This window comes from Streptomyces tricolor (assembly GCF_002155905.1).
In the GTDB taxonomy this organism is placed as follows: Bacteria; Actinomycetota; Actinomycetes; order Streptomycetales; family Streptomycetaceae; genus Streptomyces; species Streptomyces tricolor.
Window position 1 is genome coordinate 1 of record NZ_MUMF01000467.1, and the last position, 23,788, is coordinate 23,788.

General features: G+C 72.5%; 24 protein-coding genes. 14 read left to right on the forward strand and 10 right to left on the reverse strand.

Annotation, left to right across the window (positions count from 1 at the left end):
* A partial coding sequence (locus CCN44_RS29855; RefSeq protein ID WP_244203988.1) for an IucA/IucC family protein occupies positions 1 to 522 on the reverse strand: 522 nt, incomplete at its 3' end.
* 129 nt (positions 523 to 651) lie between these two features.
* Here CCN44_RS29855 and CCN44_RS29860 point away from each other — a divergent pair.
* Genes CCN44_RS29860 through CCN44_RS29870 form a run of 3 tightly spaced genes read left to right on the forward strand, consistent with a single transcriptional unit; the run spans position 652 to position 4,238 of the window.
* Positions 652 to 2,166: an IucA/IucC family protein gene (locus CCN44_RS29860; RefSeq protein ID WP_086701030.1), complete on the forward strand. Its 1,515-nt coding sequence runs from the start codon at positions 652 to 654 to the stop codon at positions 2,164 to 2,166.
* Between the two features lie 9 nt (positions 2,167 to 2,175).
* Positions 2,176 to 3,438: a VWA domain-containing protein gene (locus tag CCN44_RS29865; protein WP_086701033.1), complete on the forward strand. Its 1,263-nt coding sequence runs from the start codon at positions 2,176 to 2,178 to the stop codon at positions 3,436 to 3,438.
* Complete coding sequence (locus tag CCN44_RS29870) at positions 3,438 to 4,238, forward strand: hypothetical protein (protein ID WP_086701056.1); 801 nt, start codon at positions 3,438 to 3,440, stop codon at positions 4,236 to 4,238. The genes CCN44_RS29865 and CCN44_RS29870 overlap by 1 nt, the downstream gene beginning before the upstream one ends.
* A 123-nt stretch (positions 4,239 to 4,361) precedes the next feature.
* Here CCN44_RS29870 and CCN44_RS29875 read toward each other — a convergent pair whose 3' ends face one another.
* Positions 4,362 to 5,018 (reverse strand): winged helix-turn-helix transcriptional regulator, encoded by a 657-nt coding sequence (locus tag CCN44_RS29875; protein WP_086701036.1) that lies wholly within the window; start codon positions 5,016 to 5,018, stop codon positions 4,362 to 4,364.
* Positions 5,019 to 5,099: 81 nt separating this feature from the next.
* On the opposite strand from CCN44_RS29875, the gene CCN44_RS29880 reads away from it, so the two are divergent.
* The 8 genes from CCN44_RS29880 (at position 5,100) to CCN44_RS29915 (ending at position 12,737) form a co-directional block, all read left to right on the forward strand.
* On the forward strand, positions 5,100 to 6,308 hold the full coding sequence (locus CCN44_RS29880; RefSeq protein WP_059253831.1) for a pyridoxal phosphate-dependent aminotransferase: 1,209 nt from the start codon (positions 5,100 to 5,102) through the stop codon (positions 6,306 to 6,308).
* A gap of 165 nt (positions 6,309 to 6,473) precedes the next feature.
* Entirely contained in the window at positions 6,474 to 8,282 is a 1,809-nt protein-coding gene (locus CCN44_RS29885; RefSeq protein ID WP_237481702.1) for a trypsin-like serine peptidase, read from the forward strand.
* Between the two features lie 31 nt (positions 8,283 to 8,313).
* A complete protein-coding gene (locus CCN44_RS29890) occupies positions 8,314 to 8,880 on the forward strand; it encodes a DUF4232 domain-containing protein (protein WP_059253829.1) in 567 nt (188 codons plus the stop codon).
* A gap of 64 nt (positions 8,881 to 8,944) precedes the next feature.
* Complete coding sequence (locus CCN44_RS29895; RefSeq protein WP_202430367.1) at positions 8,945 to 10,105, forward strand: serine hydrolase domain-containing protein; 1,161 nt, start codon at positions 8,945 to 8,947, stop codon at positions 10,103 to 10,105.
* 12 nt (positions 10,106 to 10,117) lie between these two features.
* Positions 10,118 to 10,717 carry a histidine phosphatase family protein gene (locus CCN44_RS29900; protein ID WP_059253827.1) on the forward strand — a complete coding sequence of 200 codons (600 nt, stop codon included), beginning with the start codon at positions 10,118 to 10,120 and terminating at the stop codon, positions 10,715 to 10,717.
* 214 nt (positions 10,718 to 10,931) lie between these two features.
* Positions 10,932 to 11,555, forward strand: coding sequence for a hypothetical protein (locus tag CCN44_RS29905; protein WP_086701040.1), 624 nt, complete (start codon positions 10,932 to 10,934; stop codon positions 11,553 to 11,555).
* 52 nt (positions 11,556 to 11,607) lie between these two features.
* Positions 11,608 to 12,030: an acyl-CoA thioesterase gene (locus tag CCN44_RS29910; protein WP_086701042.1), complete on the forward strand. Its 423-nt coding sequence runs from the start codon at positions 11,608 to 11,610 to the stop codon at positions 12,028 to 12,030.
* Positions 12,031 to 12,137: 107 nt separating this feature from the next.
* Positions 12,138 to 12,737 (forward strand): 3'-5' exonuclease, encoded by a 600-nt coding sequence (locus tag CCN44_RS29915; RefSeq protein ID WP_086701062.1) that lies wholly within the window; start codon positions 12,138 to 12,140, stop codon positions 12,735 to 12,737.
* Between the two features lie 35 nt (positions 12,738 to 12,772).
* Here the strand turns inward: CCN44_RS29915 and CCN44_RS29920 are convergent, their stop codons facing one another.
* The 8 genes from CCN44_RS29920 to CCN44_RS29955 form a co-directional block, all read right to left on the reverse strand.
* Positions 12,773 to 14,140, reverse strand: coding sequence for a nucleobase:cation symporter-2 family protein (locus CCN44_RS29920; protein WP_086701046.1), 1,368 nt, complete (start codon positions 14,138 to 14,140; stop codon positions 12,773 to 12,775).
* A 334-nt stretch (positions 14,141 to 14,474) separates the two neighbouring features.
* Positions 14,475 to 15,860 carry an 8-oxoguanine deaminase gene (locus tag CCN44_RS29925; RefSeq protein WP_059253819.1) on the reverse strand — a complete coding sequence of 462 codons (1,386 nt, stop codon included), beginning with the start codon at positions 15,858 to 15,860 and terminating at the stop codon, positions 14,475 to 14,477.
* Between the two features lie 68 nt (positions 15,861 to 15,928).
* On the reverse strand, positions 15,929 to 17,341 hold the full coding sequence (locus tag CCN44_RS29930; protein WP_086701048.1) for a nucleobase:cation symporter-2 family protein: 1,413 nt from the start codon (positions 17,339 to 17,341) through the stop codon (positions 15,929 to 15,931).
* A gap of 64 nt (positions 17,342 to 17,405) precedes the next feature.
* Positions 17,406 to 18,329 (reverse strand): factor-independent urate hydroxylase, encoded by a 924-nt coding sequence (pucL, locus tag CCN44_RS29935; protein ID WP_059253815.1) that lies wholly within the window; start codon positions 18,327 to 18,329, stop codon positions 17,406 to 17,408.
* A 4-nt stretch (positions 18,330 to 18,333) separates the two neighbouring features.
* The gene (gene uraH / locus CCN44_RS29940; RefSeq protein WP_086701051.1) at positions 18,334 to 18,744 is read right to left on the reverse strand and encodes a hydroxyisourate hydrolase; all 411 of its coding nucleotides are present in this window, start codon (positions 18,742 to 18,744) and stop codon (positions 18,334 to 18,336) included.
* 4 nt (positions 18,745 to 18,748) lie between these two features.
* Positions 18,749 to 19,261 carry a 2-oxo-4-hydroxy-4-carboxy-5-ureidoimidazoline decarboxylase gene (uraD, locus tag CCN44_RS29945; RefSeq protein ID WP_086701054.1) on the reverse strand — a complete coding sequence of 171 codons (513 nt, stop codon included), beginning with the start codon at positions 19,259 to 19,261 and terminating at the stop codon, positions 18,749 to 18,751.
* Positions 19,262 to 19,467: 206 nt separating this feature from the next.
* The gene (locus CCN44_RS29950; RefSeq protein ID WP_059253809.1) at positions 19,468 to 19,830 is read right to left on the reverse strand and encodes a helix-turn-helix domain-containing protein; all 363 of its coding nucleotides are present in this window, start codon (positions 19,828 to 19,830) and stop codon (positions 19,468 to 19,470) included.
* Positions 19,827 to 20,090, reverse strand: coding sequence for a YkoF family thiamine-binding protein (locus tag CCN44_RS29955; RefSeq protein WP_079081216.1), 264 nt, complete (start codon positions 20,088 to 20,090; stop codon positions 19,827 to 19,829). The genes CCN44_RS29950 and CCN44_RS29955 overlap by 4 nt, the downstream gene beginning before the upstream one ends.
* Before the next feature lie 147 nt (positions 20,091 to 20,237).
* Between CCN44_RS29955 and CCN44_RS29960 the strand changes: the two genes are divergently transcribed.
* The 3 genes from CCN44_RS29960 to CCN44_RS29970 all read left to right on the forward strand — a co-directional run bounded on the left by CCN44_RS29960 (position 20,238) and on the right by CCN44_RS29970 (position 23,679).
* Complete coding sequence (locus CCN44_RS29960; RefSeq protein ID WP_059253806.1) at positions 20,238 to 21,077, forward strand: TIM barrel protein; 840 nt, start codon at positions 20,238 to 20,240, stop codon at positions 21,075 to 21,077.
* Positions 21,078 to 21,121: 44 nt separating this feature from the next.
* Positions 21,122 to 22,027: a 2-hydroxy-3-oxopropionate reductase gene (locus tag CCN44_RS29965; RefSeq protein WP_059253804.1), complete on the forward strand. Its 906-nt coding sequence runs from the start codon at positions 21,122 to 21,124 to the stop codon at positions 22,025 to 22,027.
* Between the two features lie 194 nt (positions 22,028 to 22,221).
* The gene (locus CCN44_RS29970; RefSeq protein WP_059253802.1) at positions 22,222 to 23,679 is read left to right on the forward strand and encodes a catalase; all 1,458 of its coding nucleotides are present in this window, start codon (positions 22,222 to 22,224) and stop codon (positions 23,677 to 23,679) included.
* Positions 23,680 to 23,788: the final 109 nt, after the last annotated feature.

Genomic DNA, 23,788 nt, shown 5'->3' on the forward strand with positions numbered 1-23,788 from the left:
GACACCGAGCAGCACCAGCGGGAAACGGGCGTGCGCCTCGGGGGCGTACGGCAGCCAGGATGTGACCGGGCCGCCGCCGCGCGCCTTGGGGGCCGGGTGGTAGGGGTGGCCGGTGAGCAGGGACTGCTCCGAGCGCAGATACGGGTCCGCGGGCGCCGTGGCCCGCGCGCGGGCGGTGAGCAGGGCGGCCACGGCCTCCCGGCTGTCGATCATCTCGGCGGGCAGGTCGCCGCCGGGCAGCCCGGTGTGCCGGCGCAGTTCCTCGGCGACCAGTTTCACCAGTTCCGGGTGGCCGATCCGGCGCCAGGTGCCGGCGGTGCACAGCTCGGGGTCCGTGGGGCGCCGCCCGGCGCGCACGCGCAGCAGCCGGCCGCCCGGCAGCCGGTGGACCCGGTGTTCCCCGGTGCCCGGGAGCGGCTCGGCCACCTCCCTGAGCAGGCAGTTCAGCAGGGGCGCGGTCGCGTACGCGTCGGCGCGGCGGCCGACGGCACCGGTGGGGGGTGTGAGGTCCACGCGATCCATTCGTTCGTCGTCCAGGGGCCCGCGGTCTTCCCCGCGCACGCCGGGTGCGCCGTCCGGGAGCCGGTGACGATCAGTATGGCTGCCGTCCCGGACAATCGTGCCGTGCCCCGTGTACCCGAGGAGCCGACCGTGCACCGTCCCCCCACCGCCGAGGCCGCGATCGCCGAGGAGCTGGCCGCCGTCCGGCCCGGCCTGCTGCCGCGGTACACGGCTCGGCTGCCGGGTGCCCGCGCCGCCGTGCTGACCCGGCTGTGGCGGGCGCTCGCCCATGAGCCGCTGCCCTGGCTCACCGGCCGCGAGTCCGGGGCGCACGGTCTGGCGCTGCGCCTGGCCGACGGCCGGACCCTGCGCGGGCCGCGCGCGGACCCGTACGCCACGCGCGCGTACGTCACCGCCGTACGTCTGGACCGGGAGCGGTACGAGGATCCGGCGCGGCTGGTCGCGGCGCTCGGGGTGCCGCACGGGTCGGCGTTCGCGGCGGAACTGGCGCACAGCGTGGCCTCGCTGGCGCTGTCCCGGGCCGGCGCGGATCACCCGAAGGAGTGGCCGGAGAAGGACTGGGAGTGGGAGCAGCGGGTGGTCGACGGGCATCCGTTCCACCCCAACTGCCGTTCCCGGCCCGGTTTCTCGGTGGCGGACCAGCTGGCATACGGCCCGGAGCACGGGCCGGTGGTGGAACTGGGCACGGTGCCGGCAGCGGCGGCCGACTGCCTGCTGTCCGGCACCTGGCCGGACGAACTCCGCGACGGCGCGCGGCTGCTGCTGCCGGTGCACCCGTGGCAGGCCGCGCACGTGCTGAAGCGGCCGTACGACCGCTGGCGCCCGGCCCGGCCGCTGATGTCCCTGCGCACGCTGGCGCTGCCCGGCGGCCCGCACGTGAAGACGGCGCTGAGCGCCCGGCTGACGTCGTCGGTGCGGGACATCTCCGTGTCCTCGGTGCGGTCGGCCGCGGCCCTGTCCGCCTTCGCCGAGGACCTGGCGGCGCGCACCGACGGCCTGCTGCACATCACCCGCACGCTCGGCGCGGCCACGGCCGACTCGCCCGACCTGGCGGCGCTGCTGCGGGAGTCGCCGGAGGTGTACGCGGCACCGGGCGAGCGGGTCCTGCCGGTGGCCGCCCTCGCCACCACGTCCCTGCCCGAATCCCCCGCCTGGCTGGCCGCGTTCACCCGGCTGGCGCTCACCGTGGGGCTGCGGCTGCTGGACCTCGGGGTGGCCCTGGAGGCCCACGGGCAGAACCTCCTGGTCGTCCTGTCGGCCGACGGCACCCCGCTGCGGCTGGTCTACCGCGACCTGGCCGACATCCGGATCAGCCCCGCCCGGCTGGCCCGCCACGGCATCGCGCCGCCCGCCCTCACCGGCCGCCCGATCACCGACGACGAAACCGCCCTGCGCCGCAAGCTGTTCGGCTCGCTGGTGGCGGGCGCCCTGGCCGCCACGGCGGGCTCGGGCCCGGCGCTCGCCACCGCTCTGGCCACGGCCGTACCGGATCTCCCGCACACGCCCGATCTCCTGGCACTGCGTCAGCAGCCGCTGCCCACCAAGGCCCTGACCCTGATGCGGCTGTCCCCGCGGACACCGGGCGACCAGTGGACGGTGCTGCCGAACCCGCTCGTTTTGGAGGGTGACCCGTCTGATCAATAAGATCCGGCGATGATCAGAAGACAACGGCTGGCGGCGGGCGTAGGCGCTCTGCTCGCCGCCCTGACGGCCGGGCTCGCGTGCCCCGCCGGAGCGGTCGCCGACGAGACGGAGCAGGCCGCTCCGAAGGTCGAACTGGTGCTGGACGTCAGCGGATCCATGCGCGCCCGCGACATCGACGGCGGCACCCGGATGGCCGCGGCGAAGCAGGCGTTCAACGAGGTGCTGGACGCGACGCCGGAGGAGGTCCAGCTCGGTATCCGCACGCTGGGCGCCAACTACCGCGGCAACGACCGCAAGGAGGGCTGCAAGGACACCGAGCTGCTCTACCCGGTGGGCCCGCTGAACCGGACCGACGCGAAGACGGCCGTGGCCACGCTGGCGCCGACCGGCTGGACCCCGATCGGGCCCGCGCTGCTGAAGGCGGCGGACGACCTGGACGGTGGCTCCGGCACCCGCCGTATCGTCCTGATCAGTGACGGCGAGGACACCTGCCAGCCGCTCGACCCGTGCGAGGTGGCCCGGGAGATAGCCGCCAAGGGCATCGGGCTGACCATCGACACCCTCGGCCTGGTGCCGGACGCCAAGACCCGTGACCAGCTCAGCTGCATCGCGGACGCGACCGGCGGCACCTACACCGACGTCCGGCACAAGGACGAACTGTCCGACCGCGTGGGCCAGTTGGTCGAGCGGGCGGCCGATCCGGTGGTGACGCCGGTGGCGACCGAGGGCGCGGACCGGTGCGAGAAGGCGCCGGCGCTCACGTCCGGGCTGTACACGGACCGCGTGGAGTTCGGGCAGCAGCGCTGGTACAAGGTCGACGTGAAGCCCGGCCAGGAGCTGCGCGCCTCGGTGAGCGTGGCGGACGACCGGGCGGTGAACCCGAACTACGGGGTGCTGCTGCGGGCGGTGACGGTGCACGGCCGGGAGATCGTGCGCGGCGAGGCCGCCGGCACCGGCCGTACCGACGTCATCTCCACCGGTCTGCGCTATCCGAAGCGGGACAGCGACGACGACGAGGCGCCCGCGGAGACGGTGTGCCTCCAGGTGACCAGCTCCTTCTCGGCCGCCGCCGGGGTCAAGACGACCCCCGGCCTGCCGCTGGAGCTGACCGTCGACGTCGTGGACGGGCCGTCGGGGCACCACGACGTGGCCGCCTTCGGTCTGGGCCGCGGCTGGTGGCTGCTGGGTCTGCTGGTGCTGATCGGCTTCCTCGCCGGTCTGCTGTGGGGCTGGCTGTCGCGCTGGCGGGTCGCGGTCTGGAGGACGAACTGATGCGGATCACACGTGCGTTGGGCGCCGCGCTGCTGGCGCTGGGGCTGGCCGCCGGGCCGGCCGCCGCGGACTCCTCGCCCTCGCCGGGCGCCTCCGCGGACGGGGACGCGCCCACCCAGGCGGGCACCTCCTTCCGCACGGCGACGGAGATCGAGCAGGGGCAGCGGGCCACCGCCTCCGGTTCCACCGGTGACTACCTGTACTGGTCGTTCCCCGCGGACACCGGGCAGCGCCCCACCGTCAAGGCGACGGTGAAGCTCCCGGCCACGCACGGCGCCGAGACCTGGCAGCTCGACGTGTACGACGGGCTGCGGCGCCGCCAGGCCTGCCAGTACGGTGCCCAGACCCGTACCGCCGCGCAGGGCGCCGCCTCGGTCGAGCTGGCCTGCGTCATGCGCACGGTGCGCGGCTGGTCGGAGCCGTGGGCCGACGACCCGCTGCCGGGCACGTACTACGTCCGGCTGACGGTGGTGGACCTGGGCGCCGCCGACCTCGGCCAGCCGGTGCGGGCCGAGGTGCGCGTCGACGCCAAGGACATCGGCGGCGCGGAGGCGGTGGACGGCTCGCTCGGCAAGCCGCTCGTTCCCGGTATCGCCGCCAAGTCGGCGCGGGACGAGGACGGTTCGAAGGACGCCGTGCTGTCCAGCTTCGGCCAGGACGACGGCTGGTCGTCCGGCTGGTGGTCCGACCGCTGGGTGTGGACCGGGATCGGCGGGGTGCTGGCCGCGCTCGCCGGGATCGGCGGGTACGCGCTGACGCGGGGGTCGGGACGGCCGTCGCGGGTGCCGCCGAACGTGTGATCCGTACGGCACGCGCCGCTCTGCGAAGGCCCGCGCGTACGGCACCGCCACCTCGTGAAGGCCCGCGCGTACGGCACGCGCCACCTCGTGAAGGCCCGCCCGTCCGGCGGGCCTTCGCCTGTGTCAGGCCTCGCGCAGCGCCTTGGCCACGGTGCCGTCCCCGGTCACCGCCACCCGTCCGGCCCGTACCGCGTCCGGCAGGCCCGTCTCCCCCCGCGCGATGGCCTCGCAGGTCGCCGCGTCCATCACCAGCCGCGCGTCCGGCTCGCCCGGCGCGGCCCCGTCGCCGTACACCGGCCCGTCCCCGGCGCCGACGCGGAGGTGGAAGTCGCCTTCCTCCAGGGAGACTTCGATCAGGGCGGCTTCGGCCAGGGCGACTCCGCCGACACCCTCGCTCTCCAGGGCCCGCAGCAGCGGCAGCGCGAACCAGTGCGCGCGCACCGCGTCGGTGGGCCGGCGCTCGCCCAGCTCCGCCTCGCCCCAGGTGCCCAGCGCCTGGAGCACCGGCAGCAACTCACGTCCGCGCGCGGTGAGTTCGTACACGTAGGCCGCGCCCGGCGGGGGCAGCCGCCGCCGGGTGGTGAGGCCGTCCCGTTCCATGTCCTTCAGCCGTGAGGCGAGTACGTCCGTGCTCACGCCGGGCAGGTCCGCGTGCAGGTCCGTGTAGCGGCGGGGGCCGGCGAGCAGTTCCCGGACGATCAGCAGGGTCCAGCGGTCGCCGACGAGGTCGAGCGCGCGGGCTGCGGAGCAGTACTGGTCGTAGCTTCGGCGAGGTGACATGCGACGCAGTGTAGACGCGTTGTTGGACTTTCCAAGCTCCCACTTGGTAAAACCAAGCAACACGAGTTTCCGGAGGGGCGCATGGAGTTCCGGCAGTCCAACAAGCTCAGCGAGGTGTGCTACGAGATCCGCGGCCCGGTGATCGAGCACGCGAACGCGCTGGAGGAGGCGGGGCACAGCGTGCTGCGCCTGAACACCGGCAATCCCGCGGCCTTCGGGTTCGAGGCGCCGGAGGAGATCCTCCAGGACATGATCCGGATGCTGCCGCAGGCGCACGGCTACACGGACTCCCGCGGCGTCCTCTCCGCCCGCCGTGCGGTCGCCCAGCGCTACCAGACCCTGGGGCTCGACGTCTCCGTGGACGACGTCTTCCTGGGCAACGGCGTCTCGGAGCTGGTCTCCATGGCCGTCCAGGCGCTGGTCGAGGACGGCGACGAGATCCTCATCCCGGCCCCGGACTTCCCGCTGTGGACGGCCGTCACCACGCTGGCCGGCGGCAAGGCCGTCCACTACCTGTGCGACGAACAGGCCGACTGGAACCCGGACCTGGCCGACATGGCCGCGAAGATCACCGACCGCACCAAGGCCGTCGTCCTCATCAACCCGAACAACCCGACCGGCGCGGTCTACCCGAAGGAGATCGTCGAGGGCATCCTCGACCTGGCCCGCCGGCACGGCCTGATGGTGTTCGCCGACGAGATCTACGACCAGATCCTGTACGACGACGCCGTCCACCACTCGGCCGCCGCGCTCGCCCCCGACCTGGTCGTGCTCACCTTCTGCGGCCTGTCCAAGACCTACCGGGTGGCCGGCTTCCGCTCCGGCTGGCTGGTGGTCACCGGCCCGAAGCAGCACGCCAAGGACTACCTGGAGGGCCTGACCATGCTGGCCTCCATGCGACTGTGCGCCAACGCGCCCGCCCAGTACGCCATCCAGGCCGCGCTCGGCGGACGCCAGTCCATCCGCGAACTCACCCTGCCCGGCGGCCGGCTGCACGAACAGCGGACCGTGGCCTGGGAGAAGCTCAACGAGATCCCCGGCGTGTCCTGCGTCAAACCCAAGGGCGCGCTGTACGCGTTCCCGCGCATCGACCCCAAGGTGCACCCGATCCACGACGACGAGAAGTTCGTCCTGGACCTGCTGCTGCGCGAGAAGATCCAGGTGGTCCAGGGCACCGGCTTCAACTGGCCCTCCCCCGACCACTTCCGCATCCTGACCCTGCCGCACGCGGACGACCTGGAGGCGGCGATCGGCCGGATCGGCAGGTTCCTCAGCGGGTACCGGCAGTAGCCGCCTGGCCCGTTTCGCGCATTCGTGCGAAGATCACCCCCGTTGCCGACCGGGGGCCGCGCGCGAGACGGGCCCAGCCGCCGTCGGTGCGCGCCCGACCAGCGCCGCACCGCCCGCCTCCCCCGGCCCGGTACCGGCAGACCGGAAGGACCAGGGGGATCAGCCGTGCTCACGGACGGAAACGGAAGACGTCACACCACCGTCGCCCTGCTGTGCGCGGTGCTGTTCGGCCTCGCGGTACCGGCCGCGGGAGCCGCGGAGCCCGCGCCGCCCGGCCCCTCCGCAGGGCAGGAGGCACGGCAGGCCGCGCGGTTCTGGACCGCGCAGCGCATGGCCGACGCCCGGCCGCTGGACGCGGCGCGGCAGGCCCCGAAGCCGGCGCCGGGCCGGCCGGCCGCGGCGCGCCGCCCGCAGGCCACCGCGTTCAAGGGGACGCGGCTGGTGGGGACGTTCTTCGGCGCCGACGGGCCGCGCGGCACCACCTGGCACTGCACCGGCAGCGTGATCGACACCCGGGCGCGGAACATCGTCCTCACCGCGGCCCACTGCGCGCTGAACATGAAGGGCGACTACATCTTCGTCCCCCGGTTCGTGAAGGGCGCGGCCCCCGACCGGCAGCCGTACGGCATCTTCCACATCCAGCGGATCTTCATCGATCCCCGGTACGTGCCCGACCGCGGCTCGACCACCACCAAGAAGGCCGCGTCCGACCTGGACACCGCGTTCGCGCGGGTCTCGGCCAACCAGCGGGGGAAGTCCCTCCAGGACGCGGTGGGCGGCGGGCTGACCTTCACCCGGCCCGCCGGCTACACCCTGCGGAACGTCACCGTCGTCGGCTACCCCTCCCACCGGCACAACAGCGCCGGACGCGCCGTCAAGTGCACGGTGCCGACCACGCGGCTGCGCGGCTACCGGCAGCTGTCGATGACCTGCGGCGGCTACTACGGCGGCGTCTCCGGCAGCCCGTGGATCACCGACTACAAGGACGACGCCCGCGGCGGGCACGTCATCGGCAACCTCGGCGGCTACAACGGGGGCGGCAACGACGCCAACGTCGACTACATCAGCTACGCCACCGCGTTCGGCGCCGACGCCGCGAACCTCCTCGCCCACGCCGTCGCCGACCGGACCCCGCCCGCGGACCTGCCCCCGTACCGGGGTCTGAAGGGCGCCCTGCCCGGCGGCGCCGGGCGCTGGCGGAAGGCCGCGCTCATGGCCGGTGGTGACTACACCGGCGACCGGCACGGCGATCTGCTCGTGGTCTGGTCCGACGGCGGCGTCACCCTGCACCCGGGCGACGGCAAGGGCGGTTTCCGGGCCGAGCAGCGGCTGCGGCAGGCCAACTCCACCTGGACCCACGCCCGCGCCGTGACCGGCGGCACCTTCGCCGGCGACCGGGCCGGGCTGCTGGTGCGCTGGTCCGACGGCGAGGTCACCCTCTACCCGCAGCCCGGTCCGTCCGGCCTGGGCCGGGAGATCCGGATGGCGGCACCCGGCTCGGCGTGGAAGAAAGCCGTCCAGTTCACCGCCGGCGCCTTCGGGGACGGCGGCGGCACCGGGCTGCTGGTGCGCTGGGCCGACGGCGCGCTCACCCTGTACCCGCAGGTCGGGACCGGCGGCCTCGGCCCCGGGCAGCGGCTCCTGGCGGCGAACGGCACCTGGACCAAGGCCGCCCAGCTGACCGGGGGCGACTTCGGCGGCACCGCCGCCGGGGACCTGCTGGTGCGCTGGGCGGACGGCGCGCTCGACACGTACGCCGGCACCTCGTCCGCCGGGCTCGGCCCCAGGACCCGGATGCGCGGCCCGAACGGCCGGTGGCAGCAGGCGCGCGTGCTGACGGCCGGTGACTTCCTGCACGGCCGCGCGGGCGACGACCTGATCGTGCGCTGGTCCGACGGGGAGACCACGCTGTACGCCGACACCGGCGCCCAGGCCCTCGGCACCGAGCACCCGCTCGTCCACCCCGGCACCTGACCCGCGGCACCCGTCCGTCCCAGGGGGAACGATGTCCGCCACGATCCGACCGGCCGGCGCCCTCGCCGCACTCACGGCCGCCCTCGCCGCGCTGACGGCCGCCTTCGCCCTGACGGCCTGCGACACCGGCCCGGCGGCCGCGCCGGACGCCGCCGTGCCGCCCTGCCGGACCGCCTCGCTCACCTGGCGGCTGTCCCTGCTCGACGGCGACGCGGGACGGCCGGGCGCCGACCGGGCCGACGCGCGGCTCACCGCCGTCAACCGGGGCCCCGGGGCATGCCTGTTCACCGGCTACCCGAGCCTGGAGATCCACAACGGCAAGGCGGAGAGCATCGTGGGCACCGGCTCCGGACACCCCGCGCCCCTCGCCCTGCCCGGCGAGGCCGCCGTGACCGTCGGCCTCCGCTACACGCCCCGCGGCACCGAGGGCGCGGGCACCTGGTGCGTACGGCAGCACCACGCCGTGGTGCGGGCACCGCACGACACCCGGGCCGCTGTCGTCCCCGTCGAGGACGCGCACGGGAAGGCCGCCGTGCTCGACGCGTGCGGGGAGACCATCGCCATGGCGGCACCGCGGCGCGCGGCGAACGGCTCCTGACGGAATGACCGGCCGCTGCGCTGGGTTGAAGCTTCCACAAGTGATCGAGAACAGGGGGATGCGCATGCCGATCGACGTGCACGGAACGGTGGCCGAAGGCTTCGAGGGCGTCCGCGAGGAGTTCGCGGCACACCTCGCCGAGGAGCGGGACGATCCCGGCGCCCAGCTCGTCGTGTACCGGCACGGGCGGCGGGTGGTCGACCTGTGGGGCGGGGACGGCATCGACGGCGACTCGCTGACGACCCTCTACTCCATCGCCAAGGGAGCGGCCCACCTGGTCGTCGCGCTGCTGGTGCAGGACGGGGTGCTCGACCTGGACCGCCCGGTGGCCGCCTACTGGCCCGAGTTCGCCGCCGAGGGCAAGGACCGGCTGACCCTGCGCGAACTGCTGGAGCACCGCTCAGGAGTCGTCGGCGACGCCGAACAGCCCTTCACCGTGGAGGAGTTGGCGGACGACCGGATCATCGCGGCCCGGCTCGCGGGACGCAAGCCGCTGTGGGAGCCGGGGACCGCGTACGGCTATCACGCCTTCGTCATCGGCGCGCTCACCGGCGAGGTGGTGCGCCGGGTCACCGGCAGGACGCTCCAGGAGCTGTACGAGGAGCGGGTCCGGGCACCGTACGGCCTCGACTACCACCTCGGCCTGCCCGCCGCCGAGGAGTCCCGCTGGGTGGAGGTCCAGCCGCTGCTGCCGACGCCCGAGGAGGCGGCGCTGCTGAAGGAGCGGGCGGCGGCCCCGGACAGCATCCGGGGCATCGCCTTCAACGCGCACGCGCCGGAGCCGACCGACCTCGTGGCCTTCGGCAATCACCCCCGGGTGCGGGCCCTCGGACCGGCCTCCTCGGGCGGTGTGGGCAACGCGCGCGGTGTCGCCGGGCTGTACGCCGCCGCCATCAGCACGGTGGACGGCAGGCCGCCGCTGCTCACCCCGCAGACCGCCGCCCGCTTCGGGGAGCTGCGCACGCCCGGCGGGCCCGACCTGGTCACCGGCAGCGAGGACCACTTCGGGCTCGGCTTCGAGTACCTCCCGGCGATCTTCCCGTTCCTCGCCCCCGGCACCTTCGGGCACAGCGGCGCGACCGGCTCGCTCGGCTTCGCCGACCCGGCCAACGGCATCGCCTACGGCTACACCCGGCGCCGGTTCGCCTTCCCCTCGGGCGTGGGGGCCTCGGTGGAGAACGGCCGTCTGGCGCAGTCCGTCCTGCGGGCCGTCGGCGCCCTGTGACACCGTGCCGTCATGGGTGACCTCCTTCTCGTCCGGCACGGTGAGACCGAGTGGTCGCGGTCCGGGCGGCACACCGGCTGCACCGACGTCCCCCTCACCGAGCACGGGCGGGAGGAGGCGCGCCGGCTGGTGCCGCTGATCCGCTCGCACCGGATCGGGGCGGCCTTCGTCAGCCCCCTTCAGCGGGCCCGGGAGACCGCCCGGCTCATCGGGATCCCGGACGCGCGGGTCGACGCGGACCTGCGCGAATGGGACTACGGCGGGTACGAGGGCGTGACCACCCCGGAGATCCAACGGGACCGGCCCGGCTGGTTCCTGTTCACGGACGGGGTCGTGCCCGGGCCGCCGGAGCACCCGGGCGAGACTCCGGAACAGGTCGGGGAGCGCGCCGACCGGGTGCTGGCCAGGGCCGACGCCGCGGTCGCGGACACCGAGGGGGCCGTGGTGCTGATCGCCCACGGCCACTTCCTGCGCGTCCTCACCGCCCGCCGCCTGGGCCTGTCACCCCGGCACGGGGCCCTCTTCCAGCTCGCCACGGGCACGCTGTGCCGCCTCGGCACGGAGCACGGGCGGCCGGTGGTGGCGGGCTGGAACATCCGGCCCCCGGCGTAGCGGCGGACAGCGCCCGGGGCGCGCCCCCGGCATTGTCAGACCCGGGCCGTACTCTGCGCATGGACCACCCGACCGGTGACCTCACCGGGCGGCACGGGCGGGCTGCCCTCCGCCGTCCCCGTGGTGCGCAGGGCCGCCCGCCCGCGGCCCCGATGGCGCGCGAGGGCCGCCCGCTCGCGGTCCCCCGGACCGACCGTGCAGGAAGGAGCGTTCCGTGACCCGACCGCCGACCGCCGCGCAGCGGCGGGTGATCGAGGCCGCCGACCCGGTCACCGGCCGGCTGCGCGGTACGGAGACCCAGCTCGCGGCGCTGGTGAAGCGGGGGCTGGCCTTCCGGCATCCGCGCCCGCCGCACGACCACTTCCTCACCCCGGCGGGCCACCGGATGCGCGAGGCGGTGCCCGAGCCGCCGGCACCGCCCGCGCCGGACGACGCCGGGGTGTTCGCGGCCCGCGTCGGCGGCGAGGAGGAGCCTCCCGCGTCCGGTCCGGCCCGGCGGCGCGAGGTGCACAGCGCCTGGCAGGGGCTGCTGGAGCTGCGCCGGATGACGAATCCCGACGGCGCCGTGGACCGCCCGTGCGGATGGGAGCGGACACATCTGGTGCGGGCCGCGGCGCTCGCGCTGGAGGCGGCCGGGCACCGTCCGGCGGGCGGGGACGCGGACGGCTACCGGGTCCGGGCGACCCCGCAGCCGGAGGCGGTCGCGGTGTACGCGCCGGACCCGGAGACTCTGGCGGCGTGCGCGGCCACGCTGGAGGGGGCGGGCTGGCAGACGGGCGAGTACACCGAGCCCCGGACCAGAGCCCGGTATCTGCTGGCCTCGCCGCGCCGGGTGTGACCGGCGTGCCAAGATCGGTCGACCGGAGATTCGCACACGAGAAGGGCAAGCAGTGGCCGAGCCGTTTTCCGTCCGCGTGACCGTCCGCGGCTACGAGACCGACACCCAGGGACACCTCAACCAGGCGGTGTACCTCAACTACGTGGAGCACGCCCGCTGGATGCTGCTCCAGGCGGCCGGGATCACCCAGGCCGCACTGCTGGGCCGGGGCGTGGGCCCGGTGGCGCTGGAGACGAACATCCGCCACCTGCGCGAACTGCTCGCCGGCGACGAGGTGGACGTGACCTGCGTGTTCGAGTGGGGCGACGGCAAGACCTTCCGGTTCCGGCAGGAGGTCCGCAAGACCGACGGCACCGTGTCGGCCGAGGTGACCTCGGTCGTCGGCCTGCTGGACCTGGAGCGGCGCAGGCTGGTGGCCGACCCGCGGGAGATATTCAAGGAACTGGCCGCGGACGTCGGCCTGCTCGGTCTGTAGGCCGCCTGTTCCTGCGGCGGCACCGCGTCCGACGGCTGCGTACCGGTCGTGTCGGTGGCCCGGAATTCGGGTGCGGGCGTGCGGCGCTGATGGGATGTTTCCGGGTCATGTCCGCACGTCGTGTGAAGCCCAGTCTGTACATCTCCGTCGACATCGAGGCCGACGGCCCGATTCCCGGGCCGTACTCGATGCTCAGCCTCGGGGCCGCGGTCGCCGGGGTGCAGGACGGGGGCGGTTTCACGGCCGCCGATCCCGAGGAGCGGACCTTCTACCGTGAACTGCGGCCGATCAGCGAGGAGTTCGTGCCCGAGGCGCTGGCGGTGAGCGGGCTGGACCGGGCCCGGCTGACCGCCGAGGGGGCCGAAGCCGCCGTGGCACTCGCGGAGTTCACCGCGTGGGTGCGTGAGGTGAGCGCGGGTGCGCAGCCGGTGATGTGCGGCTATCCGGCGGCGTACGACTGGACGTTCCTGTACTGGTATCTGATCCGCTTCACCGGGTCCAGCCCGTTCGGGCACTCCGGGTGCCTGGACATGAAGACGCTGTACGCGACGAAGGCCGGGCTGCCGTTGCGGGCGGTGGCGAAGGGGACGATGCCGCGGGAACTGCTGTCGCGACGCCGGCACACCCATCATGCGCTGGACGACGCGATCGAGCAGGCCGAGCTGTTCGCCAACCTCATGAAGTGGCCGGGGGCGACCCTGTCCTGAGTCTCCCCCGGCCGGTTAAGTCCTGAGCGTCGGTCTCAGTGCGCAGCGGCGATCTCCTCCCCCGCCTCCATCGGATGGGTGACGTCCTGGGCCTCGCGGCCCCTGCCGAGGTGGTTGAAGAGCAGGTTGAGCACCACCGCCGTGACGCAGCCCGTGGAGATGCCCGAGTCCAGGACGATCTTCGCGGTCTCGGGGAACGCGTGGTAGAACTCCGGCGCGGTGATCGGGACGATGCCGACCGCGAGGGACACGGCGACGATCAGGACGTTGTTGTCCTTGTCCAGGCCGGCCCGGACCAGGGTCTGGATGCCGCTCGCGGCGACCGAGCCGAACAGGACGACTCCGGCGCCGCCGAGGACCGGGCGGGGTACGACCGCGATGAGCGAGGCGGCCATCGGGCACAGGCCCATCAGGACCAGGAAACCGCCGCCGGTCGCGACGACGTACCGGCTGCGGATCCGCGTCATCGCGACCAGGCCGATGTTCTGGGCGAAGGCGCTGCACATGAAGCCGTTGAACAGCGGGCTGATCGCGGAGCCGAGGGTGTCGGCGCGCAGGCCGGCCGCGATGGTCCGCTCGTCCGCGGGACGTTCGACGATCTCGCCGAGCGCCAGCATGTCGGCGGTCGACTCGGTCATCGAGACCACCATCACCACGCAGAGGGAGAGGATCGCGGCCAGCTGGAACTGGGGCGCGCCGAAGTGGAACGGGGTGGGGAAGCCGACCACGTCCGCGTCGGCGACGGGGCCGAAGTCGGTGACGCCGAACGGTATCGCGACGAGCGTGCCCGCGATCAGGCCGAGCAGGACGGCGATCTGCTTGACGAAGCCGCGGGTGAAGCGGCGCAGCAGCAGGACGATCAGCAGGGTGGTGCCGGCGAGGGTGAGGTAGGTGGTCGAACCGTAGTCGTCGGCCCGGGGGTCGGGGCCCTGCGCCCAGCCGAAGGCGACGGGGAGGAGGGACACGCCGATCAGGGTGATGACGGAGCCGGTGACGACGGGCGGGAAGAAGCGGATCGCCTTGCTGAAGAAGGGCGCGGCGAGGAAGCCGAGGAGACCGGCGACGATGACCGCGCCGAAGATGATCGGCAGGGCGTCGGACTTGTCCTCGGTGGCGACGACGATCGCGGTCATGGGGGCGACACCGGCGAAGGTGACGCCGTTGACGAAGGGCAGGCGGGCGCCGATCTTCCAGAAGCCGAGCGTCTGGAGGAAGGTGGCGAGGCCCGCGGTGAACAGGCAGGCGCCGGTGAGGAAGGTCAGGTCGGCGGCGGACAGGCCGATCGCCGCGCCGACGATGAGCGGTGGGGCGACGACTCCGGCGTACATGGCGGCCACGTGCTGCAGACCGCTGGTCGCCATTTTGAGGGCGGGGAGTTTTTCGTCAACTGGATGGGCGGCCACGGCGGCTCCTCCGGTCGGGTAACACGTCACCGTCGACGTGGGTTTCAGGGAGGTGGGGCAGATGGTCTGGGACATCCCCTGCTCGAAACGGAGTCGAGGGCTCGGGGGAAGGACCGGTCGGGGGGTGGCAGCTGAGCGGTCGAGCGGTTGAGCGGACGGTGTGGGGGTGACCGTCTCCGGGGCGCGTGCGTCCACACGTGCCCCGGAGACGGCGTGCCGTGGATCCCGCTCGGATCCACGGGTCCCGGCCGGGAGCCGTCCCTCCCGGCCGGAGTCTGTGCGGCCCGGGTCGGGCCTGTGCGGCCCGGGCTCAGGCCCGGGCGGCGGCCTGGGGTCAGGCCTGCGCGGCGATGCGGGCCAGGCGCTGGGCCTCCGCGCGGGTGGTGGCGGCGACGGCGTCCTCGTCGACGGTGAGCAGGCGGCCGTTCTCCACGATCTGCCGGCCGTTGACGAACGAGGCGGTGACCGGGGCCGCCGCGCCGAAGACCAGCGCGGTCACCGGGTCGGCGATGGAGGCGTGGGCGAGCGTGTCCATCTTCCACAGCACCAGGTCGGCGAGCTTGCCGGCTTCCAGCGAGCCGATCTGCTCGGCCCGGCCGAGGACCTGGGCGCCGCCGTAGGTGCCGAGTCGCAGCGCCTGCCGTGCGTCGAGCGCCGCCTCGCGGTGCGCGCCGAGCCGGTTGATCAGCAGGGCGTTGCGCAGTTCGGTGTGGAGTTCGCCGGACTCGTTGGAGGCGGTGCCGTCGACGCCGAGGCCGACCGGGACGCCCGCCTTGAGCATGTCGGGGACGCGGGCGATGCCGGCCGCGAGGCGGGCGTTGGAGGACGGGCAGTGGGCGACGCCGGTCTTCGTGCGGCCGAACGCGGCGATGTCGGAGTCGGTCATGTGGACGCAGTGCGCCATCCACACGTCCTCGCCGAGCCAGCCGGTGGACTCGAAGTAGTCGGTCGGGCCCATGCCGAACAGCTCGTGGCAGAACTTCTCCTCCTCCACCGTCTCCGAGCCGTGGGTGTGCAGCCGTACGCCCAGCCGCCGGGCCAGCTCGGCACCTTGGGCGAGCAGTTCGGTGGAGACGGAGAACGGCGAGCAGGGCGCGACCGCCACCTGGGTCATCGCGTCGAAGGAGGCGTCGTGGTGCTTCCTGACGGTCTCCTCGGTGGCGGCGAGGGCGCCCTCCAGCGTCTCGACGGCGAAGTCCGGCGGCAGTCCGCCGTCCTTCTCGCTGCGGTCCATCGAGCCGCGGGCCAGCGTGAAGCGCACGCCCATCTCGGCGGCGGCCCGGATGATGGAGCCGGACAGGTCGCCGGAGCCGTGCGGGAAGACGTAGTGGTGGTCCATGGCGGTGGTGACACCGCCCCGGGCCATCATGGCCAGAGATCCCTGCGCGGCGGCGTACGTCATCTGCTCGTCGATGCGCGCCCAGGTGGGGTAGAGCGCCACCAGCCAGTTGAACAGGTTGTGGTCGGTGGCCAGGCCCCGGGTGATCCACTGGTAGAAGTGGTGGTGGGTGTTGACCAGGCCGGGCGTGGCCAGGTGGCCGGTGGCGTCGATCCGGCGCACCACGTTCTCCAGCCCCTCGGGGGCCCGTCCCGCGCCGACCGACTCGATCCGGTTGCCGGCGAGGACGAGGTACCCGGAGGCGTACTCGGTGTCGCCCGCGTCCACGGTCGCGATCGCGCAGTTCTCGATGACGATGCGCTGGGCTGCCGATGGTGCCATCGTGCTTCCTTGTCTTTCAGTGGCGGCCCGTGGACCAGGGGGATCCACGGGAAGGGCACGGCAGGACCCTAGGAGGATTTGAGTGCCGGGGCCGGTTGCCGGCTCCGGGTGCCGAGGTGGTGGAAGAACAGGTTGAGCAGGACCGCGACGAGCGCGCCCGCGCTGATGCCGGAGCCGAGCACGGTCTGCGCCCAGGCGGGGAAGTCGGCGTAGAAGGTGGGCGCGGCCAGCGGGATGATGCCGGCGCCGAGCGCGACGGCCACCAGGATGATGTTGGAGCTGTCGTCGAGGCCCGCCTCGGACAGCGTACGGATGCCGCTGACGGCGATCGAGCCGAACAGGACGATGCCCGCGCCCCCGAGGACCGGCATGGGGACCAGGGAGACGACCGCCCCGAGGACCGGGAAGGCGCCGAGGACCAGCAGGACGGCTCCGGCGACGGCGACGACGTACCGGCTGCGGACCCGGGTGAGCGAGACCACGCCCACGTTCTGGGCGAAGGCGGAGGTGGGGAAGCCGCCGAAGACCGGGCCGAACAGGGTGGCGAGGCCGTCGGTGCGCAGGCCGCGGGTGATGGTCCGCCCGTCGGCGCGGCGGTCGCAGATCTCGCCGAGGGCGAGCATGCCGGCGGAGGACTCGGTCATCAGCACCAGCATGACGATGCACAGGGAGAGGATGGCCGCGGGCTGGAACTCGGGGGCGCCGAAGGCGAAGGGGGTGGGCAGCGCGGCGACGGGCGCGGACTTCAGGCCGCTGAAGTCGGCCATGCCGAACGGGATCGCGGCGAGGGTGCCGATGAGCAGTCCGAAGAGCAGGGCGATCTGCTTGACGAAGCCCTTGCCGAAGCGCTGGATCAGCAGGATGACGGCGAGGGTGAACCCGGCGAGCGCGAGGTGGCGCATGGCGCCGAAGTCGGCGGCGGTCTTGTCGCCGCCCTGCGCCCAGCCGACCGGTACGGGCATCAGGGTGACGCCGATCAGGGTGATGACGACGCCGGTGACCAGGGGCGGGAAGAAGCGCAGCAGCCGGCCGAAGAAGGGTCCGAGGGCCAGGCAGAAGGCGCCGGCGACCATCACCGCGCCGTAGATCGCGGGGAGTTGGTGGCCCTTGTCGTTGGTCTCGGCGATCGCCAGGATCGGGGCGATGCCGGCGGAGGAGGCGGCGTTGACGAAGGGCAGCCGGTTGCCGACGAGGCCCTTGACGCCGATGGTCTGCAGGACGGTCGCGATGCCCGCGATGAGCAGGCTCGCGGCGATGAGCCGGGTGCGGGCCGCGATGTCGAGTCCGCAGGCCTGGCCGATGATGAGCGGAGGAGTGACAACGCCCGCGTACATCGCGGCGATGTGCTGGAGCGCGGCGGGGACGAGCCGCGAGAGGTGGAGCTTCTCGTCCACCGGGTGCACGGACGTGACGGCGTCCTCGGTGTGCACCGGCGGGGTGGAACAGGGGGCTGTGGCGGGCCCCTTCGCAGGCTGTGCCATTTTGTTCCCTCCGGTGTTGCGGGCCCCCGGCCCGGGTGGCGGGGCCGGGGGCGCGCGTCCCGCGTCAGAGGTTGGTCATGTCGACCGGGATACGGGCCTCACAGCCGTCCCGCAGGATGGTGGCCTCGATGAGGCCGTAGGGGCGGTCGGCGGCGAAGTAGACCTCGTTGTCGTTCTTCAGTCCGAACGGCTCCAGGTCCACCAGGAAGTGGTGCTTGTTCGGCAGCGAGAAGCGGACCTCGTCGATCTCGCTGCGGTTGTTGATGATGCGCGAGCCCATCTGGTACAGCGTCTGCTGCAGCGAGAGGGAGTAGGTCTCGGCGAAGGCCTGGAGCATGTGCTTCTTGGTCTGCTCGTAGGACTTCTCCCAGTTGGGCATCTTCTGCTCGTCGTCGGTCCAGTTGAACCGCCAGCGGCCGGAGACCTGGGTGGCGAGGATCCGGTCGTACGCCTCCTGGAGGGTGGTGTACTTGTCCTTGACGTAGCCCCAGAACTCGGAGTTGGTCGAGTTCATCACGACCAGGTCCTTCAGGCCGGAGACGACCTCCCACTTCTCGCCGTCGTAGGTGATCTGGGTGAGGCGGACCTCCTGGCCCTTGCGGACGAAGGAGTGCTTGACGTCGTCGGCGCCGATGAACCTGCTGTTGGCGTCGGAGGTCTCGATCCGCTCCCAGGCGTACTCCTCGATGCGGATGCGCGCCTGGTGGATCGGCTCCTGGCTGGTGACGAAGTGCCGGGCGAGGTGGATGCCGAACTGCTCGGCGGACTCGATGCCGTACTCCTTGGCGAACGCGAACACCGTGTTCTTGGTGGTGTCGGTCGGCAGGACGTTGGCGTTGGAGCCGGAGTAGTGGACCTCGTCCATGTCGCCGCTCAGCGCGACCGATACGTTGAGGTCCTTGATGTGGTGGGTGGCGCCGTCCCGCGTGATCTTGACGACTCGGTTCTCGGCCTTGCCGTACTGGTTCTGTCCCAGGATGGTCGGCATGTAGCTAGCTCCCTCGGTAAACGGAGTAGCCGAACGGGTTGAGCAGCAGCGGTACGTGGTAGTGCTCGCCCGGTACGACGGCGAACGTGATCGCCACCTCCGGGAAGAACACGGACGGCGCACCGCTGTCCCGATTCGCGGGGGCGTCCTGCTGCGCATCGGCTTGCTTCTTCGCAGATTTCTCTTCGAAGTACGGCTCGACGGCGAAGTCCAGCCGTACGTGGGTGGCCCCTTCCGGCAGTGCCGGCAGGTCCTTGCACCGGCCGTCGGCGTCGGTCGCGGAGCCGCCGAGCGCCTGCCAGTCCGCCGCGCGCCCGGACCGGGCCGAGAGGTGGACGGCGACGCCCTCGGCGGGGCGTCCGATCGAGGTGTCCAGGATGTGCGTGGACACGGAGGCGGTGGTGCTGGTGCTCATGGTGTCAGGCGTCCTCTTCGACGAGTCGGGCCAGTCGGATGCGGTTGATCTTGCCCAGCTCGGTGCGGACGATCTCCCGCTCCTGCTCCGGCGAGTTCCCGATCCGCTCCTTGACCGCGTCCCGCATCTGCTCGCCGGTCCGGCCGGTGGCGCAGATGAGGAAGACATGGCCGAACTTCTCCTGGTAGGCCAGGTTCAGTTCGAGCATCTCCGCCTTGAGCTGGTCGGAGGCGCCGGCCATGCCCCGCTGCTCGCGGGCGGAGGTCGGGTCGCCGGGCTTGGGGCGCCCGATCGGCGGGTGCCCGGCCATCGCCTCCTGGAGGTCCGCGGTGGTCAGCTCGGCCATGGCGGCGTCGCTGGCCGCGTAGAGGTCCTCCGCGGTGGCGTAGGGGCGGCCGGCGAGCAGCCGCCGGGCCCACTCGGTGGAGGCACACGCCTCGTGGAGGGCGGCGAGGGCCGCGCGCTCCTCCAGATCGTTGAACCGGGCCAGGCCCGAGGGCGTGGAAGTCGACGTCACGGGAGCCTCCGTGGCCACGATGGGCCGTCGTGCTGAACGGGCTGCCGATAGCTAACGCCCTCGGAAACATCACGTCAACACTTTGTTGAAAATTCCGCGTAACAAGCCGAGGCCGGGCGCGGCGGCGGGGCGCCACGGCCGCCGTCGTGCCTCCGCCGCGCCGTCGTGGCCGGTCGCGCGGCTGCCGGCGCCCCCTTCGGGGCGCGCTATACGCCCTTTTCCCGGTTGAGGTAGTTGTAGACCGTGAACCGGCTGACGCCGAGCGCGCTCGCCACGGTCTCCACCCCGTGCCGCACGGCGAACGCGCCGCGCGCCTCCAGACTCCGTACGACCTCCTGCTTGGCCTTGCGGTCCAGATCGGCCAGCGGCCGGCCCTGCCTGCGCTCCATGGCGGCCAGGATGTGATCGAGGGAGTCGGCGAGCTGGGGCAGGCGTACGGCGACGACGTCGACGCCCTCCCAGGCGAGGACGACGTCCTCGGGGCCGGCCTCGTCGGGCGGCAGCAGCTCCGCGCCCATGGCATCGACCAGCGGCTTCACGGCCGCGATGAAGGGCTCTTCCCCGGTCACCTATCACCCTCCTCGGTCCCGTCGCCGATCACGTTGACCTGGAGCGAGACCCGGGTGGCACCGGCCTGGAGGGTCTTGCGCAGCAGCGCGTCCACCGCGGTGAGCACCCGGTCGGCGCCGCCCTCGGCGGTGTTGCCGAAGGGGCCGACATCCACGGCGTCCAGCTCGGCCGTCTCGATGACCTCCCGCGCCACCAGGGCGTGCGCGGGCGCCTCGTCCAGGTCGAAGGGTTCGGTCGTGAACTCCACTCTCAATCGCACGCGCTCAACCTAACGCCCGGCGCGGCTTTTCGGGCGGCCGGTGACCGACCCCCCTTGACAAGCGACGACACCCGGCGGCAATCTTCCATTACGCAGAAACGAACTTCCGTAATACGGAATCACGACACGGAAGGGAGCGCGGCCCGAATGGGATTTGCAGACCAGCGCTTCAACGTCAACCTGTCGATCCTCTTCACGGAACTCCCGCTCCTGGAGCGCCCCGCGGCCGCCGCCGCGGCGGGCTTCTCCGCGGTCGAGCTGTGGTGGCCCTGGATCGACTCACCCACCCCCGAGCAGTCCGAGCTGGACGCCCTGAAGAAGGCCGTGGAGGACGCCGGCGTCCGGCTCACGGGCCTGAACTTCTACGCCGGACAGCTGCCGGGCCCGGACCGCGGCGCCCTGTCGGTCCCCGGCGCGGAGTCGGAGAGGTTCCGCGCCAACATCGACGTCGCCGCCGACTTCGCGGCCTCCCTCGGCTGCACGGCGCTCAACGCGCTCTACGGCAACCGGGTCGAGGGCGTGGACCCGGCCGAGCAGGACGCGCTCGCCCTGGAGAACCTGGTCCTCGCGGCCCGGGCGGCCGACCGGATCGGCGCGATCCTGCTGATCGAGGCCCTCAACCAGCCCGAGTCGCCGCTGTACCCGCTGGTGTCGGCACCGGCCGCGGTGGGGGTCGTCGACAAGGTGAACGCGGCGACGGGCCTCGGGAACGCCAAGTTCCTGATGGACCTCTACCACCTGTCCATGAACGGCGAGGACCTCCCGGCGGTCATCGAGCGGTACGCGGCCAGGACGGGGCACGTGCAGATCGCCGACAACCCCGGCCGCGGCGCGCCCGGTACGGGCACCCTCCCGCTGGAGGAGCTGCTCGACCAGCTGCGGAAGGCCGGTTACGAGGGCTGGGTGGGCCTGGAGTACAAGCCCGGCGACCGCCCGAGCGCCGAGGCCTTCGACTGGCTCCCGCGCGACGCCCGCGCCGCCCGCTGAACCCCCCGACTTTGCACAGCAGTCAGAGAGGCACCCCCCTAGTCATGAGCACTCTTGCAGATTCCTCCCGCCCGGCGATCGCCTGGATCGGCCTCGGCATCATGGGCTCCCCCATGTCCGAGAACCTGATCAAGGCGGGCTACCAGGTCACCGGTTACACCCTGGAGAAGGAGAAGCTGGACCGGCTGGCCGCCGCGGGCGGTACGGCCGCCGGCTCGATCGCCGAGGCCGTGCGGGACGCCGACGTGGTGATCACCATGGTGCCCGCCTCCCCGCAGGTCGAGGCCATCGCCTACGGCCCGGACGGCATCCTGGAGAACGCCAAGCAGGGCGCCCTGCTGATCGACATGTCCTCGATCACCCCGCAGACCTCCGTAGACCTCGCGAAGAACGCCAAGGAGAAGGGGATCCGCGTCCTGGACGCCCCGGTGTCCGGCGGCGAGGCCGGCGCCATCGAGGCGGTTCTGTCGATCATGGTCGGCGGCGAGCAGGCCGACTTCGACCAGGCCAAGCCGATCTTCGAAGCGCTCGGCAAGACCATCGTGCTGTGCGGCCCGCACGGCTCCGGCCAGACCGTGAAGGCGGCCAACCAGCTGATCGTCGCCGTGAACATCCAGGCGTGCGCCGAGGCCGTGGTCTTCCTGGAGAAGTCGGGCGTGGACCTGGCGGCCGCGCTGGACGTGCTCAACGGCGGCCTGGCGGGCTCGACCGTGCTGACGCGCAAGAAGGACAACTTCCTCAACCGCGACTTCAAGCCGGGCTTCCGCATCGACCTGCACCACAAGGACATGGGCATCGTCACCGACGCCGCCCGCAATGTGGGCGCGGCCCTGCCGGTCGGCGCCGTGGTCGCCCAGCTGGTCGCCTCGCTGCGCGCCCAGGGCGACGGCGGCCTGGACCACTCGGCTCTGCTGCGGGCCGTGGAGCGCCTGTCCGGCGCCCAGGTCTGACAGCCCCTTCGAGACTTCCGGGCCGCGGCGCCGCTGACACCTGTCCTGTCGCGCCCAGGCGTCGCCGCGGCCCGGAATCGACTTCAACAGAATGTTGATTCCATTCAACAAACTGTTGACGCTCAGATCGCCCCACTTCTAGGCTCCACAAAGCGGAAACAGGTTTCCGCTGACACCCGCACGGAAGGTCCACGATGTCGAAGCGCGTGCTCACGACAGAGTCCGGCGCCCCGGTCGCCGACAACCAGAACTCAGCCTCCGCCGGCGTCGGAGGCCCGCTCCTGATCCAGGACCAGCACCTCCTGGAGAAGCTCGCGCGCTTCAACCGCGAGCGGATCCCGGAGCGCGTGGTGCACGCCCGTGGCTCCGGCGCGTACGGCCACTTCGAGGTGACCGACGACGTCACCGGCTACACCCACGCCGCCTTCCTGAGCGAGATCGGCAAGCGCACCGAGGTGTTCCTGCGCTTCTCGACGGTCGCCGACTCCCTCGGCGGCGCCGACGCCGTCCGTGACCCGCGCGGCTTCGCGGTGAAGTTCTATACCGAGGAGGGCAACTACGACCTCGTCGGCAACAACACCCCGGTGTTCTTCATCAAGGACCCGATCAAGTTCCCCGACTTCATCCACTCGCAGAAGCGGGACCCGTTCACCGGCAAGCAGGAGCCGGACAACGTCTGGGACTTCTGGGCGCACGCCCCCGAGGCCACGCACCAGGTGACCTGGCTGATGGGCGACCGCGGCATCCCGGCGTCGTACCGGCACATGAACGGTTACGGCTCGCACACCTATCAGTGGACCAACGCCCAGGGCGAGGCCTTCTTCGTCAAGTACCACTTCAAGACGAACCAGGGCATCCGCTGCCTGTCCACCGAGCAGGCGCAGGAGCTGGCGGGCAAGGACCCCAACTCCCACCAGACCGACCTGCTCCAGGCGATCGAGCGGGGCGTGCACCCGTCCTGGACCCTCTACGTCCAGATCATGCCGGCGGCCGAGGCGGCCGACTACCGCTTCAACCCCTTCGACCTGACCAAGGTCTGGCCGCACAAGGACTACCCGCTCCAGCGCGTGGGCCGCCTGGTCCTCGACCGCAACCCGGACAACGTGTTCGCCGAGGTCGAGCAGGCCGCGTTCTCCCCGAACAACTTCGTGCCCGGCATCGGACCGTCCCCGGACAAGATGCTCCAGGGCCGGCTGTTCGCCTACGCCGACGCCCACCGCTACCGCCTCGGCGTCAACCACACCCAGCTGGCGGTCAACGCGCCGAAGGCGACGACCGTGCAGAACTACGGCCGCGACGGCTTCATGGCCACCAACGCCCAGGGCCGCCACGCCAAGAACTACGAGCCGAACTCCTACGACGGCCCGGTCGAGACCGGCCGCCCGCTGTCGGCCCCGCTGGCGGTGGCCGGCTACACCGGCACCCACGAGGCCCCCCTGCACACCAAGGACGACGACTTCTTCCAGGCGGGCGAGCTGTACCGCCTGATGTCGGAGGAGGAGAAGTCCCGTCTGGTCGCGAACATCGCCGGCGGCCTCTCGCAGGTCTCCCGCGACGACGTGATCGAGAAGAACCTGGCCCACTTCCACGCCGCCGACCCCGAGTACGGCAAGCGTGTGGAGGAGGCGGTCCGCGCCCTGCGCGAGGACTGAGCACCAGGAACCCACGAGCAGCGTACGGGATCTGACGGGAGGTCATGATTCCGGACGCGGCCCGTGCGGCACGCCCGGCGGCCCGGATGAGGGGTGGCCGCGGGGGCGG